This window comes from Desulfobacter hydrogenophilus (genome assembly GCF_004319545.1).
Taxonomy (GTDB): domain Bacteria; phylum Desulfobacterota; class Desulfobacteria; order Desulfobacterales; family Desulfobacteraceae; genus Desulfobacter; species Desulfobacter hydrogenophilus.
The window spans coordinates 2,461,509-2,478,881 of sequence record NZ_CP036313.1 but is presented as its reverse complement, the minus strand read 5'-3'; the positions used below and the strand labels follow the sequence as shown (position 1 = coordinate 2,478,881).

The following is a 17,373-nucleotide window of genomic DNA, read 5'->3' as shown; positions in this document are numbered from 1 at the left end:
AGAACAATGAAAACCATTATCATTACAGATCCGGAACGTTGCCGGCAGGCCTGGGAAAAATACTGGCCAGTCCAGGACATATTTGATCTATGGGCCGTCAGACAATGTTTTAACACCGCATTCAAAAGACCTTTAAGCTTCCATCTTATCGAAGACAAGGGCCGGGTTGTGGGATTTCTTCCCTTAAGTATAGTCGAAGAAACCGGGGAATATGTATTTTTTCCCGGGGAAACCTGGAGAGGTAAAACCTGGCTGGAGCAAAACCGGATCATAGCCCAATCCCCGGAAGTGTTCAACGCATTGTGCGACTCGGTACCAGGTCCTTTAAACTTAAGATACCTGCGCCGGCACCCATTCATGGACGGCCTGACCCAGGCCCGGCCGGATGAAACCGGATACCTGTTTTACCCCCGGATTTATGATTTTTCCATGGATAATTTCTGGCTGACATTCCCGGGGAAAACCAGAAAAAAACTCAAGGCAGATGTAAAAAAAATTGAGGCGCGGCAACTCACCTGGCGATACAATCATCTGCCGGATCTATCTGAGATGTTCCGTTTGAACATGGCAGCATTTACATCGGATTCCTACTTCAGCGATGCACGGTTTTACCGGTCCTTTGAACGGTTTGCAGCGTATCTGAAGGATATGGGCATGCTCAGGGTCACCACAGCCATTGTGGAAGGAAAAATTGCGGCCGTGGATATGGGTGCCGTTTTCAATAATACCTACACGGTTGTGGCCGGGGGAACCCACTCGGAGTTTGCCGGTATTGCCAAGGTGATTAACCTGCACCACCTGGAATGGGCCTGCCACAACCGCATGGAAGCCGTGGATTTTCTGTGTGGCAGTTTCAACTGGAAAGAGCGGTTTCGCCTAAGCCCCAGACCGTCATATGAGATTCACACCCAGCCGGACACGGAGGTTTTCCATGGGAGCCATTATGGGCGAAAAGCAGTCTGAGCCTGACAAAAATCAGGTACTGGTGGTGGGTACCACATCTGACTACATTGAATGGATCAGAAAAATCCGTCCCGGACAGGCACTTTTTCTGACAGAACCCAAGGTTCGTGAAAAAGCTACCGAGCCCTGTCCGGACAATGGAGAAGAAATTTTATGCCCCATCTGCGATATTGACGCCGCAGTTCAGGCATTAAACCACCACAAAAAAATCTTCGGGGTTACCCTTTCCGGCATTGCCTGCTTTGACTGCGAATCCATGGAGACCACATCCATTCTCGCAGAAAAGATGGGCCTGCCCTATCCCGATATTGAGACAATCAGGAACAGCAGAGATAAATATATCTCAAAACAATTGTGGCGGCAATGTCAAATCCCTTGTCCCCAAACCTGCCCGGTCAACACCGAAATAGAGGTATTAAACTTTCTGGACCAGGTACCGGCGGGTATTGTACTCAAACCCTTCTGCGGTTCCGGCAGCGAACTTGTATTCAAATGCGTCACCCGAAGGCAGTGTGATACCGCATTCAATGCGGTAACAGACGGGCTTGCGGCACGAACCGGCAATCCATTGTTTAAACCCACGGATGCCGGCTCATTCCAGATGCTGGCCGAGGAATGGGTCGCAGGCCCTGAATTTTCCTGTGACTTTCTCATGGAAAAAGACCGGGCTGTTATCCTGCGCAAAACCCAGAAAATAAAAGTGGATAGCCGGCCCTTCGGTACCATTTCCGGGTATGCGATCTGCCCGGAAACCGATGATGATGAAAAAATGCCTTCAAATGAAAAACTTTCAAACCTGTTCCACAGGGCAGCCAGGACATTGGGCATTAAGACCGGCGTCTGCATGGTGGATTTTATCCTGCGACACAAAAACCCTGTGCTCATAGAGATGACCCCGCGACCCGGTGGAGACTGCCTGCCCTTTTTGCTCAAGGAGGCAGGCAACATCGATATAATTGGGTTGACCCTGGATGCGGCACAAGGCATTGCCTGGAAAAATGAAAAAACTGGTCACTATAGCCCCCTGGTGGCGTTTCGTATTCATGCCCGCAGAAATGGCGTATTAAAACGCATCAACACCGCTGCCGTGGAAAACGACAAACGGATAAAAAAAATACACCTGATTCATCCCCCGGGGCACAGGGTGACCATGCCGCCTCAGGACTATGATTCATGGCTTTTAGGGCACATGATTATAGAACCGCACAGGCACAGATTTTTCGAAACAGAGTGTCTTTTGCTTGCCAAACGTATCGACATTGAAATGGATTAGACTTAGAATGCTCACAGCCAATACACAGATAACAAGCACAACTCCCCTTCTGCCCAGGGAAAAACTAATTGAGTTTATAACCCCGTACTTAAAAAACAAGGGGGTGTACCTGGATATGGCCAAGGCGTTCGGGTCTCCTCTATATGTTCTGGAAACCGATATCCTGGCAAGAAAAGCAGCCCAGTTCAGGGCGGCATTCAGCCATCGTCTGCCGGAAACAGCCTTTTTTTACGCCATGAAAAGCAACAACCTGCCCCATCTTTCCGGGCATCTGCTCAAACACGGATTCGGGCTGGATGTGTCCAGCGGAATAGAACTGTCCGTAGCCCTGGAACTGGGCGCGTCATCCATTATGTTCAGCGGACCGGGCAAAACCATCCCAGAATTAGAACTTGCGGCCCGATACCCGGACCGGGTGGTGATTCTTCTGGACAGCATCGGAGAGGCAAAACGGCTGGCATCCGTGCTTGAAGAAAAGCAAACCCGCATGCCCGTTGGACTGCGGCTAAATAACAATCCCGAAGGCTTGTGGCGCAAATTCGGTGTGCTGCCGGAAAACCTGTTGTCTGCATTCAAAGAGATCCAGGCCCTTGACCTGCTGGATTTCCAGGGACTGCAGTTTCACTCGTCCTGGAATCTTAACCCGGACAGACAGACAGCGTTTATTAAAACACTGGGAGAAATTCTTTCCGTCATGCCAAAACAGTTCCTGGATGCGATCCAATTCATTGATATTGGCGGCGGCTACTGGCCAGCCCAAGGGGAGTGGCTTTTATCGAATGTGCCCCAGGACTATATTATTGACCCGGGGGTCCCCATTAATCTGTTTGCAAAAGAGCTGTCAAGTGCCATTAAAGAGCACATCCTGCCTTTGACCCAATGCCGGATCTGTTTTGAGCCGGGCCGCTGGATCTGCAATGACGCCATGCACATCCTCATCCAAGTGGTGGACTGCAAGGAAAAAAATCTGGTCATCACCGATGCCGGCGGCAACGCGGTGGGTTGGGAACGGTATGAAACCGATTACTGTCCGGTGCTCAATTTAACCCGGCCCAGCCTGTCCGAAAAAAAGTGCCATATTCTGGGTTCCCTTTGCACCCCTCATGATGTCTGGGGATATGCCTATTTCGGTTCGGCCATTAAAGAAAATGATATCCTCATGATTCCGGCCCAGGGGGCCTACACCTATAGCCTTCGCCAGCAATTCATCAAACCCATTCCCCGGGTAGCGGTCAAGGAAAGTAGCAACCAGTATTTTCTTCTTCCCGAATGTGATAGATAGTCGCTAATCTGATATAAAACACGGCCAAAGCATAAGCCAGGTAGTATTTCTTAAAAAAGCATTGCGGAAAAACAGCAGGATCTGATAATATCATTAAATATTTTGGGTCTTTTGGGTTAAATCATTCAAAATATCAAAAAGCCCAAAATGCTCCCATCACATTTCAAATGGCACATTTTTTTTAAAACTTATGACTTTTGAGTAATTCCAAAAAGGAGAAAAGATCATGACTGCCAAAATACTGATTCCCTTTGACGAAACTGAATGCGCCCAAAATACCGTTACCTATGTTGGGGAAAACCTGAACAAGGACGATGAGGTCACACTGTTTCATGTAGTGCCGAATACTGCGGCAGCCTGTGGGCTCAACAGCCCCAGTCTCACGCCCTATTTTGAAAAAGAACGCAATTCTTTCTGCCGGATGGAGGAAAAGCGCGAGAAAGTAATTCGGGACACCCTTGAAGCCGCAAGGAATAAATTAATCAATGCCGGATTTGCCAAAGATAAAGTTTATATAAAAACGCAGCCCCAAGGCAAAAAGATTTCCGATGACATTATACACGAGGCACAAAAAGGAAAATACAATACTGTTGCCATGGGACGAAGTTCGACTTCAGGTCTAAAAGAATTTTTTATTGGCAGCAACGCTTCACGGGTAATGCATACCTTGAACATCCCAGTGGTCATTGTTGACTAAGGCCCAAGTTCAAAATAACTTAATATGGGAGAGCGGACGTCCCCGCCCGCTCTCCCGAATATGGTAAAAGGAACAAGTTATTTAAGCCCCGTTCCTAATTTATTTTCTATCCGGCCAGATTGGTTTCTGCAAACTCCCAGTTGACCAGATGTTCCAGATATGTGTCGACATAGTCTGCTCTCCGGTTCTGATAATCCAGATAATATGCATGCTCCCATACATCAACGGTAAGAAGCGGAGTCAGCCCTTGGGCAATGGGTGTATCGGCGTTTGCCGTTTTAATTATTTTCAGCGCATCTCCGTCTTTGACCAGCCATGCCCATCCGCTGCCGAACTGGGAAAGCGCTGCAGATGCAAAGGCTTTTTTGAATTCATAGAAACTTCCGAAGTCCGCTTGAATTTTTTCGGCAATGATACCGGTAGGCTCACCGCCGCCACCCGGTTTCATGCTGTTCCAGTAGAACGTATGGTTAAAGACCTGGGCAGCATTATTAAAAATACCGGTCTCATCGGTGCTGCCGTAGGTTTTCTGAATAATTGCCTCGATGGTCATATCTGCGTAGGCGGATCCTTTAATCATCCCGTTCAATTTTTTTACATAACCGGCATGGTGCTTCCCGTAGTGAACGCGAATTGTTTTTTCAGAAAGATACGGTTCCAGGGCATCGGCTTTGTAGGGTAGAGACGCTTGGATTATCATGCCCCCCCCAAGGCCTTTACAGCTGACACCGGTCATCTGAAACAGTGCAAGAGCACCCGCACCGGCTGAAAGTTTTAAAAATTTTCTTCTGTCCATTTCACCCTCCTTTTTTAAGTTTTGAAACTGGTATTCCAACTCTTTTTGTGCTGTCTTTTCAGGTGTACTTTCCGGGAATGCTGCGCAGTGATTCTGCACAACGCAGTCAGTTTAGGCTCTCGGCTTTGGCCTTGTCAATGAAAACCTGCTGGGTTAACATTGGGCTTCGAACAATATGGATTTCAAGATGGGTATAGGAGCAATTTGGGAGAATAACTGAAAATCGATGAATGAATACACGCTCATACAGATTTCGGGGATACTGATCGCAGCCACCGCCTGTCAATGGCTGGCCTGGCGGGTGAAGATTCCGGGAATTGTTTTTCTTTTGATCACCGGCATCCTGGCCGGTCCCGTAATGGGACTTTTGAACCCCGAAAAGATGATGGGGGATCTTTTTTTCCCCTTTGTGTCCATGTCCGTGGCCCTGATTCTGTTTGAGGGTAGCCTGACCCTGGATTTTGCCCAGATCCGGGGTCTTCACATGGTGGTCCGGAACATGGTGTCCTTCGGTATGCTGATCACCTGGATCATCACAGCCCTGGCCGCCCGGTTGGGTTTGGGGTTGTCCTGGCATATCAGCGTGCTTCTGGGTGCCATCACATCCGTGAGCGGCCCCACCGTTATTGTACCCATGCTGCGCACGATCCGGCCCAACCATAACATCGCAAATATTCTCAGGTGGGAAGGCATCATTGTGGATCCCATCGGTGCGGCCATGGCGGTTCTGGCCTATGAATTCATCATATCTGGATCGGCCCAGCAGGCCATGGGCCATACCGTCCTGGTCTTTGTACGGCTGGTGGCCACGGGTACAGCCATTGGTGTGGTCTGCGGCTATGGGTTTGGTCTGGCCATACGCAAACACTGGATTCCAGAATTCATGCACAACCTGTTTGCCATCTCCCTGGTTCTGGGTGCGTTTGTGTTTTCCAATCATCTGCAGCATGAGGCGGGTCTGGTAACGGTCACCGTCATGGGTATCTGGCTGGCCAACATGAAGGATGTACCCATCGGTGACATTCTTGATTTCAAGGAACACATCAGTATTCTGCTGATCTCTGTCCTTTTTATTATGCTGGCCGCCCGGCTGAATATTGATGAGCTGATTGCCCTGGGCTGGGAAATGAGTTTTTTATTCATCGCCATTCAGTTTCTGGCCCGCCCCATGAACATCATGGTGTCCAGTATCGGTTCCCGCCTTACCTGGCCGGAACGGCACATGCTGGCCTGGATTGCCCCCCGGGGAATCGTGGCAGCAGCCATTTCAGCCTTGTTCGCCACACAGCTCCAGAAGGCAGGCTACCCGGATGCCGGTGTACTGGTACCCCTGACCTTTTTTATTATTATTTCCACGGTCATCGTGCAAAGTGTTACAGCACGTCCCATTGCCCTGTGGCTTAAGGTGGCCGAGCCCACTCCCAACGGCTTTGTCATTTTTGGGGCCAATCAACTAGCGCGTGCCATTGGCAAGGCCTTGATGGATCTTGGATTTCAGGTTCAGCTGGCCGATACCGGGTGGGATCAGGTGATGAAGGCCAAAAACGAGGGGCTGCCCACATATTTTGGCAATCCCGTGTCAGAACATGCGGACCGGCATATTCAGCTGGTGGGCATCCGGGGGGTGCTTGCCCTGTTTCCCCATGAAGCGGCCAACGTGGCGGTAGCCATTCACTATCGTCTGGAATTCGGGGCTGATGAAATTTATATTCTGCCTTCCAGGCCGGAAGAGAACAGGTCGACTGCAGACCGGATGTCCATCCAGACCCATGGAAAAATCCTGTTTGGCCAAACAGCCTCATACCCTGCTATGGCGACCGATATGGCCCGTGGGGGGCATATTATCACCACAAAACTGACGGAAAAATTCACACTGGCGCAATTCACACAGAAACATGGCCAAAAGGCTCTGCTATTATTTGCCGTGGATAAAACCAACCGACTTCACGTGTATGCCCATGACAGCCAGATTGTTCCCGAGCCAGGCTGGTCCCTGGTGTATATGCTAAAAAATGGTGAGAACAATCATTTAGGGACTGGGGAAGATAAACACAATATCGATCCTGTCCGTTTAAAGAAGGGATACAATGTCTGAAAATTTAAGTATCAGCTCTTGACAACAAAAAATCGATATGATTTAAAGGGTTGAATGCGTCAAGAAGGCGCATACGACAAATCGCTATTTAGTAAACATAAAGTAAACTAAAGCCAAGAAGGTAAACGTATCGAAATTTTCGATGCAACCACCCTTTTTGGCTTTTTTATTTTCTATCGAAGCCATTTTTACTGAAGATATTAATTTAATATAAAAACAGGAGAAGTCTATGAACAAAGGCAAAATAGCCATACAGGTCTTCCTCGTACTGACAATGTCATGGTCTTATGATGCCTTGGCGGGCAATGTAAAAAAAGATATCGAGGCCCCTGTTCATGAGGCTGTTGGAATTGAGCAGACAACCCAAGCCCGGGAAGTCAACTGGCGCACTGAAAAAGAAAAAAAGACATTGGAATTCGAAGCCATGGAAAAAGAAATGGCCATGGTCGAAAAAGAACGGAACACTGAGGCCGACCGAAGAACGGCCCTAATCTCAAACGTAAGCCGGAAAACAGAACAGATAGAGGACATTGCCGAAATCGAAGGGCAAATCTCTCCATTTCTTTGCGATTTATTAGACAAAATTAAAAAGTTAAACGCCCGTGATCTGCCTTTTTTACAGGAGGAGCGGCGAAAAAGGATTCAGGCCCTTGAAGAATTAAACGCCAATCCACAAGTCCCGGTGAGCGAAAAGTTCAGAAAGTTAATGGAGGCCCTTTTGGTGGAAACCGAATACGGAACAACTATTGAAGTCTACCAGCAAACGGTTTCCCTTTCAGGGGAAGAGACCTTGGTCAACATCTTCAGACTGGGCCGGCTGCGCCTTTTTTATCAGACCCTGGACAAACAGCAATGCGGATTCTTCAACCCTGCACAAAAGGTATGGGAACCCCTGGAAAACATCCATATTAAAACCATTCAGGCTGCCATAGACATGGGCTTAAAGCGCAAACCCGTTGAGATATTAAGCCTGCCTTTAGGAAGGATCGTGGTCCAATGAAAAGCAACTCCAAATATGCAATGATAGCTGCCGTACTGGGTGTCATGATGCTTTTTAGCCGGCCGGCATGGGCAAAGGATATGCGGGAAATTCGCATCGAAACCCGGAAAATTGAAGAATCCATGAAACAAAAGGCAGCGGCTGAACTATCTGCCGCCCAAAAGGCAGTAAGTGAAAGCCGTCGGCAGATTTTGGCGGACAGGTCCCGTCTGGACCGGGCCATTGCGGATTTAAAGCAACGGATTACAGTCGTTGATGTTGAACTCAAAGCCCTTAAATCTGAAAATGAAAACCTGACTGCACAAGACAACGAATTGACGGCGAAACTGGATGAAGCCCAGGGTACGATTCAGGAATTGTCCGGTGTCATCCGCATGAATGCCAAAGACATCCGTTCCCTCTTGGATGACGGCTTTCTAACCGGGGTGTACCGCCCCGATACCCAGTTTTTATCTACCATGACGAATAATTCCGTTATTCCCGGGATGGACCAAATCAAAACCATGGCCGATTTGCTTTTTGGCCGGATTGAGCAGGGCGGGTCTGTCTGCCTGGAAACCGGCACAATCGTCAACCGCGAAGGAAAAAGCCATGAAAGCCAAATCCTGATTATCGGCGCATTCACGGCGGCATACCAGACGGACGGGGAATCCGGATTTCTTAACTACGGCCATGGAGAGAAAAAACTGTATGCCCTGTCCAAACGGCCGCCCTCGGCCATGCAAAAACAACTTACCCGGTACATGGCCGGTAAAAGTGATGCCGTGCCCATGGACATTTCCAGGGGCGGGGCATTGAACCAGCTTGTTCACGACTTGAGCCTGATGGACCAGATTCCCAAAGGTGGTCCCATTGTCTGGCCCATTCTGGCCATTCTTGTATTGGGCGTGTTGATCACCCTGGAACGGATTTTTTTCCTTTTACGCCGAAAAATCAGCCTTGACACCGTGTGCAGCAAGATCGAGACCCAGGCCGAAAACCGCAACTGGGAGGCATGTACCGAAACCTGCGACCAGTATCGTAAAAATCCGGTTGTCCGGGTCATCCGCTCGGGGGTTGACAGCCGAAACCTTCCCAGGGAAGACATGGAAAATGCAGTCCAGGAAGCCATTCTCAAAGAGATACCGCCTATGGAACGGTTTCTATCCACCATGGGTATGCTGGCAGCCATTGCGCCTCTGTTGGGTCTGTTGGGAACCGTTACCGGCATGATCGATACCTTTCATGTCATCACCATGCACGGCACAGGCGATCCACGAATGATGTCCGGCGGCATTTCCGAGGCCTTGGTGACCACCATGCTGGGCCTGTCCGTCGCCATTCCAATTATGCTCTCACACACCCTTTTAAGCCGGGCCGTGGAAAACTGTGTGGGGATGATGGAGGAAAAGGCCATGGCACTGATCAATATTGTCCAAAAATTCAAGGTGTCCTGATGCTGGAATTTCTTCGGGAGAACCTTGAACTCATGACGGATCTGATCCGGGCCGGCGGCGTGGTCATGGTCCCCCTGGTCATCTTAAGTCTTGTCATGTGGCTGTTGATTATCGAACGGGCCTTTTTTTTCAGGCGGCTTTACAAAAAAAACATGAACAGCAGCACCGCCCTCTCCCTGGTTCGTGAGAACACCCTGCCTGACCCCAAAATGTACTGCGGAGCCGTCAGTCTTTTGGTCACGGAGTTCATTGGAAACCGCTCGGGTTCCCCCCAACTGGACCGCCACCTTCTGGATGCCGCAGTTGCCCGGATCAACCGACGGATGACCCGATCCCTGGCGTTGATCGGGGTGCTGGCAGCCATGGCACCGCTTATGGGACTGCTTGGCACCGTCACCGGTATGATCACCACCTTTGACGTTCTGGCCATATTCGGCACAGGCAATGCCAAAGCCATGGCCGGCGGTATCTCAGAATCCCTCATCACCACCCAAACAGGTCTTATTGTGGCCATTCCAGGACTTTACATGAAAGGTTTTTTGGACCGGCGAGCCGAACATTTAAGCCAACGCATCCAGCGGATGGGCTTATACCTGAAAAGGAATCTATAGGAAATCAAATCCATGTTAAACGTTTCATCAAGCAGAAAACATAAAAAAAGTGCGGTGGAGCTGAACATTGCCCCGCTTATTGATATGGTATTTATCCTGTTGATTTTTTTCCTTGTCACCACAAGTTTTGTCAAGGAAACCGGCATTGATGTCACCCGGCCTACAGCATCAACAGCAACAACTCAATCCAAAGCCACCATCCTCATTGCCGTGGACAGCCAGAACCGGGTCTTCATGGATCACCGGGGGATCGATATCCGGGCGGTCAGGGCCAATACTGAACGGGCCCTGGCCGAAAATCCCGACGGGGCCGTGGTGGTGGTGGCGGACCGGCAATCAGACACCGGCGTGGCCATCCAGGTCATGGACGGCTGCCGTCTGGCCGGGGCATCTAATGTATCTTTGGCTGCAGCACTTCCGGAGGGGCAATGAAAACCATGAAGAAGCCTCTTGGGCCGGCCGGTGGATGGCAGCCCTGGGCCGTGGCATTGGCCGGCACCCTGGCTCTGAATCTGTTGCTTTTTTCCGTTATTCCCAATCTGATGAAACCCCAGGAGGCTGTCCCGCTGGTGGGCCCGATGATTCAGCAGGTCCAGCTCACCCGGCTACGGCGCTCAATCATTGAACCGGAAAAGAAAAAAAAGACGCCTCCGCCCAAGGCTCAACCCAAAAAGCAATCGGTCAAACCCAGGATGAACCGGCAAATCACCAGATCTCTTTCCATGCCTTTTGAAATCAATCCCCGGTTGCCCCAGGGACCGACTACTATTGCCGTGCCCGAAGTGATGTCAACATCCCTGGACACCCTGTCTCTTGACACGCTTTTTGACACGGGAGACCTGGATCAACCCCTGACGGTGATTTCCAGGGTTCCGCCGGTTTACCCCTTCCGGGCCAAGGCCAAGGCCATTGAAGGCTGGGTATCTGTGGAATTCACGGTGAATGAACAGGGCCGTGTGGAGGACATAAAAATCCTGGATGCAGAACCTGAAAAAATATTTGATGACAGCGTGATGCATTGCGTTGCTGCCTGGCGATTCAAACCCGGCCGGGTCAACCGGGAGCTTGTAAAGACCCGGGCCAGAACACGCATCCGTTTTAAATTGAATTAAGGTGTTTCATGAATCCGATTTTAAAAACCGTCATCGTCATTCTGATTTTTACAGCCGGCAGCCTCACCCCGCTGGAAACAACGCTGGCCCAAGATGATCAAAAAATGCCCGTGTCTATTCAGCGTCTGCTCATTAAGGTCAGGGCAGCCATGGATAAAGATGATTATGCCGCCGCTGTCAAGCTCATCCAGGCGGACCAGACCAAATCCGAAAGCAATGCTCCGTGCAGCCATCCCACTGTCTGCCTGGCCCTGGGCAATTGCTTTTTGATGCAAAAAAAGATGACCTATGCCGAGTCGGCATATCTGACGGCCTTATCCCTGGACAAAAATTACCTGGATGCCCAGGTCAACCTGGCCAAGGTGTATACGGACACCAACCGGACCGCCAAGGCCGGCGAGGCATTTTGGGCCGCCTATCAACTATCTGACCCCCAAAATCCCAAATACCTGTACTACAGTGCAGTTATGGCGCTTACCGACGGAAAGACCCAGACCGCAATTTGCAGATTTGAGTCTTTATTTTCCACCCATCCGGACCAGGTCACCCGGCAATGGCGGGAAAACTATGCCAATGCCTTGGTAACGGCCCGGCAATGGAAAAAAGCCGCGCCTGTGATCAGGGATCTGATTGCCCAATCAAAGGGAGAATCCCGGATCAAATGGCAGGAGGCCCTGCTTCAGGTTTACCTGACCATTAACGAAACCGGCAAAGCCCTGGACCTTGCCGGTACCCTGAGCCGGCAGGCCCCGTCCGAAGCCAGGTGGTGGAAGGCCCTGGTCCACATCCGTCTGACCAGGGGGGAGTATGCCAACGCCTTTGAGGATCTGATTATCTACAGCTTTGTCACCCCGCTGACACGGCAGGAAAAAAAACTGTTTGCAGATCTAAGTTTACAGTTGAATATCCCTGCCCGGGCCGCCCGCATGTATGAAACCCTGATTACCGAATCGGCTGGAAAAAAGGTATCCCCAAATCACAACAGGCAGATGATAAACCGCCTGGTGTGTGCCTACCGGCAGATGGGCCGGGGAGACAAGGCCCTGGCAGTGCTCAACCGCCTTGATCCCCAGGCGGGCAATCCGGAGCTTTTGCTGCTCAAAGGAGATGTCCTGTACGAAACAAAAAATTATAAGGCTGCAGACAAGGCGTTCAGGACCGCAGCCCTAAAAAATTGTTCCCAAAAAGGACAGGCATGGCTGATGGCCGGGTATGCGGCCTGGCAGTATAACGATCTTACTGCCAGCCGCAGCGCGTTTGAACAGGCAGCGCAATTTAAACGCCAGCGCAAGGATGCCCTGGCTGCCATTGCACAACTCAAGAGAAACAGCCGGATGTAACGTTAACCTAATCAATTGACCAGCAATGTGCCGGACAACAAACAACCAAGGAGGCAGTGTTGAAAAATCACTTACTGAAAGGCTGCACGTTTGCAGCATCCCTGATGTTGATCCTCATTTGTATAAGCCCGTTGCAGGCAGATGAAAAAAAAGCCGAGAAAGACACGGCCAACTCAAAAGTTCAAGAAATAGAAGAGATGGTTGTGGAAGACGAGGCCCGGGCCCAGGGGTACAAAACAACACCGTCCCAGACCACCATTGAACTGGAAGATATCACATTCATCGGAGAGCCCACCTATATTTTAGATGCGATCAAAATCAATGCCATGGTGGATTTCAGAGGGGCATCAGACCTGGACCCCGGGGTGGACAGCGTTTATCTGAACGGGTTCAGCGCCAAACGGTTTGTTACGGCCATGGACGACGTGACCATTCAGAAAACCGGCGGCCGGAAGTCAAGTAACATTGTGGATTGGGCCCAACTGCCCGGATTTTTGCTGGAATCCGTTGAAATTCTCCCCGGCCCACATTCCGCCTTGTTCGATGCCAAAAGCATCGGCGGGGTCATTAACATGAAAACAAAGACCCCCAAGGCATACGATACCCGGGTGCCGGAGTTGACGTATACAACAGGATACCGGTCATATGATACCTTTTCCAATACAGCCGTAATCCAGGGTGGGGTGGAAAAATTTATTTACGATATTGCATACCAGAATTATATGACGGATGGGTATTTGCGCAACAATGAAACCGAAACCAACATCGGATTCGGCCGCCTGGGATTTATACTGCCGGGAGATGGATATATCACCTTTTCGGCCTCATTATCAGATATTGACCGGAATTCACCGGTCAACAATCCCGGTACGACAAAAGACGATGCAATAGACTTCGATTCCAGCTACCCCGAGGTAACGGGCAGTGTCTGGGATCCCTGGCAGAACCCGACCTGGGACAGCACTGCCGAGACGTACCGTTTCAACTACGCCCAGACCCTGGGCATCAATCGGCTCAGCGCCGGTGCTTATTACGGGGAAGAGACCCGTGACCGGGCCTATTTAGACTGGGTGGACAACAAAGATAAATCCAAAGGGACCGTACTAAGTTCCATGGAAACGGACTGGTGGCAGCAGGGCGGTAAAATCACAGACGAAATCAAATGGGCCGGGGGTGAAACCACCGTTGGTGTTGACTTTACCCAGCTTTTTGACGAGGGTGTGGACGACAGTAAAACAGAAAGAGTCCGCAAAAAAGGCGCTTTTGTCCAGCATAAATTCGGCATTATTCCCCATGTGGACATGACCTTGGGGCTGCGGTACGAGGATGTCAATACCTGGGTCAGCAACTGGTCCAACGGCAAGCCACACAATGCATATTACGACAAATATGTGAAGCGGGACTTTGACCAGATCATCCCAAAATCCATGACAACCTGGCATATGGACCATTTAGGCGCCTGCTTCCGGGACACCACCCTATCTGCCGGTATCAGTAAAATCTGGCACGCCCCGGACTACCACGGTGACTACAATCCCCAGGGACGGCCTGCCGGTATTACCCTGGAACCGGAACACGGGGTGGGATATGACCTGATTTTAAACCGCAGGCTCTGGGGCAATATTAACCTGAAAGCCGGATATGCGTTTTACGACATCAAGGATTTCATCGCCACCAACAGCAGCTATGCCAAGTATTCAAGCGCCGATGCCGGGGCGCTGCGGTACAGCGACTATAAAATCAACCTGGATGAAGTCTACCGTCATGGCACCACGCTTGAGCTGTCAGGCAATGTTACACCGGAACTCTCTTTTTATCTGAGCTGGGCCTGGCAAAAATTCGAAAACCAGGGAGATGAACCGGCCGGGGAAACCGAACTGGACCAACGGGCCGAGCACCAGGTCGGAATTGGATTGCGCTATGCCTTTAACGAGAAAGCAACCCTGATGCTGGATTACACCTACCAGAGCGATGAAACTACCGAGATCTCCGAAGAGATTGCCGATGATGTCTGGAATTTCCGCCAGGTGGATATCCCCGCCCACAGTGTGGTGGACATCGGTGTTGAGTACAAATGTTTTGAACAGCTTGGCTGGCTGAAAAACGGCACACTAAATGTCTACGTCAAAAACCTGCTGGACGAAGACTATTATGACAGCACAGGTTATCCCGCCACAGACCGGACGTTTGGTATTACATTCAGCATCAAAATTTAAAAAAGGAGACCTGTTATGGCAATACAAGCAAATTCCCGGACATTCTGGGAAGACCAGTGGCTGGATATCATTGGACGGTCCAGGTCTGAACAGCCGCCAAAAGCAGAGACGCCCGGCGCCTCCGCCATGGACAGATGGGATAACATGGCAAAGGATTTTGCCCAGAGAACCAGCGGGGAAAAAGCGTCTGCCAGGCGGGATGCCGCCCTTAAACAGCTTGTGGACAAAGGGATTGTAACCCCGGAAACCCGGGTCCTGGACATTGGCGCAGGCCCGGGTTCCTGGGCCCTGCCCATATCCAGAATCTGTGCCCATGTCACAGCCCTTGAACCTTCGGGCGGCATGATCGACATCATGTCTGAAAGGATTGAACAAGAAAAGGTCAACAACATCACCATTGTTCAGAAAACCTGGCAGGAAACAAATTTAGCCGAACAGGGATGGGAAAAGGCATTTGATCTGGTTTTTGCCTCCATGACGCCGGGCATTGACGGGCCTGACGCCGTTATGAAGCTGATGACAGCCTCCTGCCATGACTGTTATATGAGTGCCTTTTCCGGTCCCGGCATGAACCAGCAGTTTACACCCTTGTGGGAGACATTTTTCGACCGGCCCATGCCCCAGAGACACATGGATATCATTTATCCGTTTAACCTGGTCTATGCCATGGGATTTCGCCCGGACATCACCTTTTCCTGGTGGGACAAAGAGATCAACTGGGACAGGGATCATACCATTCGCCACATCACCCGGTTTTTCCAGCCCCATATGGAGATCACCCAGGAGGCGGAACAGATCATTTCCGACTACGTGGACACCCGGTGTGTTAACGGCGAATATGTGCCGGCCGCCCCGGTCTGCCGGGGTGTCATGACCTGGTCTGTTCACGAAGACCGCAGAACCACCCAGGGATGGCCCGATGGCATATAAACCGGCAAGGTATAAATTGCTGACGTATAAACGGCTCCAGTGCCTGGTTACTCTGGTTTTCTGCCTGTTTTTTCTGGTTCCGGCACCCAAGGCCGACACCTCGACCGGTTTCCGGTCCGCCCAGGTGGAGGTCATCCACCTGGGCGGCGGCGACTGGGGATACCCCACGCCCTACGCCCATTATCCCAGGGGCCCTGGGGGATTTAAAATGTGCCTGATCTTTGACAGTTTGCTGGAACGTGGCGATCAAGGGATTATCCCCTGGCTGGCCACATCCTGGCAGGTTGAAGAGCAGGGAAAGGCCTATATATTCACACTTCGCCAGGGGGTCAAGTGGCATGACGGAACCCCCATGACGCCTGAAGATGTGGCCTTTTCCCTGGATTACGCCACCCGCTTCCCCATGACCTGGTCCTATGTGTTTGACCGGATCAAGCAGGTTGAGATACTTGAAGACGGCCGGATCAAGGTGACCTTAAAGATGCCGACCGCATCAATGCTTTACAGCCTCGGCATCAGCCGTATCATTCCCAAACACATATGGGAAAAGGTGAACAACCCCAAAACGTTTACCAAACCCGAAGCGGTTATCGGCACAGGCCCATACCGGCTCACCGACTACGGCCGGGAACACGGCACCTATCGTTTTGAAGCGTTTAAGGATTTCTGGGGACCGGTTGTCCGGGTCAAACGGCTGGAGTTTATCCCGATGAGCGAGCCCATCCTGGCCTACCAGAAGCACGAGATAGACATAATCCACCTCGCCCCGGACCTTTTGCCCAGATTTCAAAACAATCCCGAACATAAGATCATGAAAAGTCCGGGATTCTGGGGATACCGGCTGCTGTTTAACCGGAACCTGCCGGGGCCGGCTCGCATGGTTCAGGTCCGCCAGGCCTTTGCCTATGCCATTGACCTTGACGAGCTCGTGGCCAAGGTGGCCAGGGGTGCGGCCCTGCCCGGACGGGCCGGAATTCTGCCGCCGGACCATGTCATGGCAGCCCAAAACGTAAGATCCTATGGTTTCAATCCCGAAAAGGCCGGCAAGCTTTTGGACCAGACTGGGTTTACCCTGACCCGGGGCACTATCCGGACAGGACCTGACGGCAAGCCCCTTGCCTTTGATCTTTTATGTGCCGGCGGCGAAGTCCGGATGGCTGAAATTTTAAAACAGCGTCTGGCTGCCGTGGGCGTGGAGATCCGTATCAAGAGCTGTAACGGGAAAACCCGGGACAGCCAGGTCAGAAATCAGAAGTACGACCTGGCCATCATTGGCCACGGCGGATGGGGAAATGATCCGGATTATCTGATTGCCCATTGTACGGGGGATATTAAGCAATCCAGCTCGCCCTCGGCGTCCGGCGGTTCAGGCTTGGCCTCACCGCCCCTGACACAGTTGCTGAAAGCCCAGCGTTCTCAAACCGATCCTGAAAAACGGCGGGAACTGGTTGTAAAAATCCAGCAGATGGCCGCAGAAGAGGTGCCTGAAATTCCACTGTTTTATACCACGGGGTACACCGTGTTCCGGCCGACCAAGTACGACGGATGGATGTTCATGTTTGACCATCACAGTTTGGTGCACGGCAAGCTTTCTTACCTAAATTGGAATGAACAACGCTGAT

The 17,373-nt window shown here is 51.0% G+C and carries 15 protein-coding genes; 14 read left to right on the top strand and 1 reads right to left on the bottom strand.

Going from position 1 to position 17,373, the window contains the following annotated elements:
- Positions 1-6 precede the first annotated feature (6 nt).
- From EYB58_RS10930 to EYB58_RS10915, 4 genes are all read left to right on the top strand, one after another.
- Positions 7-963 carry a GNAT family N-acetyltransferase gene (locus tag EYB58_RS10930; RefSeq protein ID WP_111959517.1) on the top strand — a complete coding sequence of 319 codons (957 nt, stop codon included), beginning with the start codon at positions 7-9 and terminating at the stop codon, positions 961-963.
- A complete protein-coding gene (locus tag EYB58_RS10925) occupies positions 932-2,236 on the top strand; it encodes an ATP-grasp domain-containing protein (RefSeq protein WP_242637626.1) in 1,305 nt (434 codons plus the stop codon). The genes EYB58_RS10930 and EYB58_RS10925 overlap by 32 nt, the downstream gene beginning before the upstream one ends.
- 7 nt (positions 2,237-2,243) lie before the next feature.
- A complete protein-coding gene (locus EYB58_RS10920; RefSeq protein ID WP_111959519.1) occupies positions 2,244-3,518 on the top strand; it encodes a diaminopimelate decarboxylase family protein in 1,275 nt (424 codons plus the stop codon).
- Positions 3,519-3,744: 226 nt separating this feature from the next.
- Positions 3,745-4,215, top strand: a complete 471-nt coding sequence (locus EYB58_RS10915) for a universal stress protein (protein WP_111959521.1) — start codon at positions 3,745-3,747, stop codon at positions 4,213-4,215.
- A gap of 106 nt (positions 4,216-4,321) precedes the next feature.
- On the opposite strand, the gene EYB58_RS10910 is transcribed toward EYB58_RS10915, so the two are convergent.
- On the bottom strand, positions 4,322-5,011 hold the full coding sequence (locus tag EYB58_RS10910) for a superoxide dismutase (RefSeq protein ID WP_278186413.1): 690 nt from the start codon (positions 5,009-5,011) through the stop codon (positions 4,322-4,324).
- 226 nt (positions 5,012-5,237) lie between these two features.
- On the opposite strand from EYB58_RS10910, the gene EYB58_RS10905 reads away from it, so the two are divergent.
- From EYB58_RS10905 to EYB58_RS10860, 10 genes are all read left to right on the top strand, one after another.
- Positions 5,238-7,106 (top strand): cation:proton antiporter, encoded by a 1,869-nt coding sequence (locus tag EYB58_RS10905; RefSeq protein WP_111959523.1) that lies wholly within the window; start codon positions 5,238-5,240, stop codon positions 7,104-7,106.
- A 229-nt stretch (positions 7,107-7,335) separates the two neighbouring features.
- Positions 7,336-8,106, top strand: a complete 771-nt coding sequence (locus tag EYB58_RS10900; RefSeq protein ID WP_111959525.1) for a DUF3450 domain-containing protein — start codon at positions 7,336-7,338, stop codon at positions 8,104-8,106.
- Complete coding sequence (locus EYB58_RS10895; protein WP_111959527.1) at positions 8,103-9,542, top strand: MotA/TolQ/ExbB proton channel family protein; 1,440 nt, start codon at positions 8,103-8,105, stop codon at positions 9,540-9,542. Before EYB58_RS10900 ends, EYB58_RS10895 begins: the two co-directional genes overlap by 4 nt.
- On the top strand, positions 9,542-10,153 hold the full coding sequence (locus EYB58_RS10890) for a MotA/TolQ/ExbB proton channel family protein (RefSeq protein ID WP_111959529.1): 612 nt from the start codon (positions 9,542-9,544) through the stop codon (positions 10,151-10,153). Before EYB58_RS10895 ends, EYB58_RS10890 begins: the two co-directional genes overlap by 1 nt.
- Positions 10,154-10,165: 12 nt before the next feature.
- Positions 10,166-10,585, top strand: coding sequence for an ExbD/TolR family protein (locus EYB58_RS10885; protein ID WP_111959531.1), 420 nt, complete (start codon positions 10,166-10,168; stop codon positions 10,583-10,585).
- Positions 10,582-11,265 carry an energy transducer TonB gene (locus tag EYB58_RS10880; protein ID WP_111959533.1) on the top strand — a complete coding sequence of 228 codons (684 nt, stop codon included), beginning with the start codon at positions 10,582-10,584 and terminating at the stop codon, positions 11,263-11,265. Before EYB58_RS10885 ends, EYB58_RS10880 begins: the two co-directional genes overlap by 4 nt.
- A gap of 8 nt (positions 11,266-11,273) precedes the next feature.
- Entirely contained in the window at positions 11,274-12,605 is a 1,332-nt protein-coding gene (locus EYB58_RS10875) for a tetratricopeptide repeat protein (RefSeq protein WP_111959535.1), read from the top strand.
- A gap of 59 nt (positions 12,606-12,664) precedes the next feature.
- The gene (locus tag EYB58_RS10870) at positions 12,665-14,821 is read left to right on the top strand and encodes a TonB-dependent receptor (RefSeq protein ID WP_111959537.1); all 2,157 of its coding nucleotides are present in this window, start codon (positions 12,665-12,667) and stop codon (positions 14,819-14,821) included.
- A 15-nt stretch (positions 14,822-14,836) separates the two neighbouring features.
- A complete protein-coding gene (locus EYB58_RS10865) occupies positions 14,837-15,751 on the top strand; it encodes a class I SAM-dependent methyltransferase (RefSeq protein ID WP_111959539.1) in 915 nt (304 codons plus the stop codon).
- Positions 15,741-17,372 (top strand): ABC transporter substrate-binding protein, encoded by a 1,632-nt coding sequence (locus tag EYB58_RS10860; RefSeq protein ID WP_111959541.1) that lies wholly within the window; start codon positions 15,741-15,743, stop codon positions 17,370-17,372. The genes EYB58_RS10865 and EYB58_RS10860 overlap by 11 nt, the downstream gene beginning before the upstream one ends.
- Position 17,373: the final 1 nt, after the last annotated feature.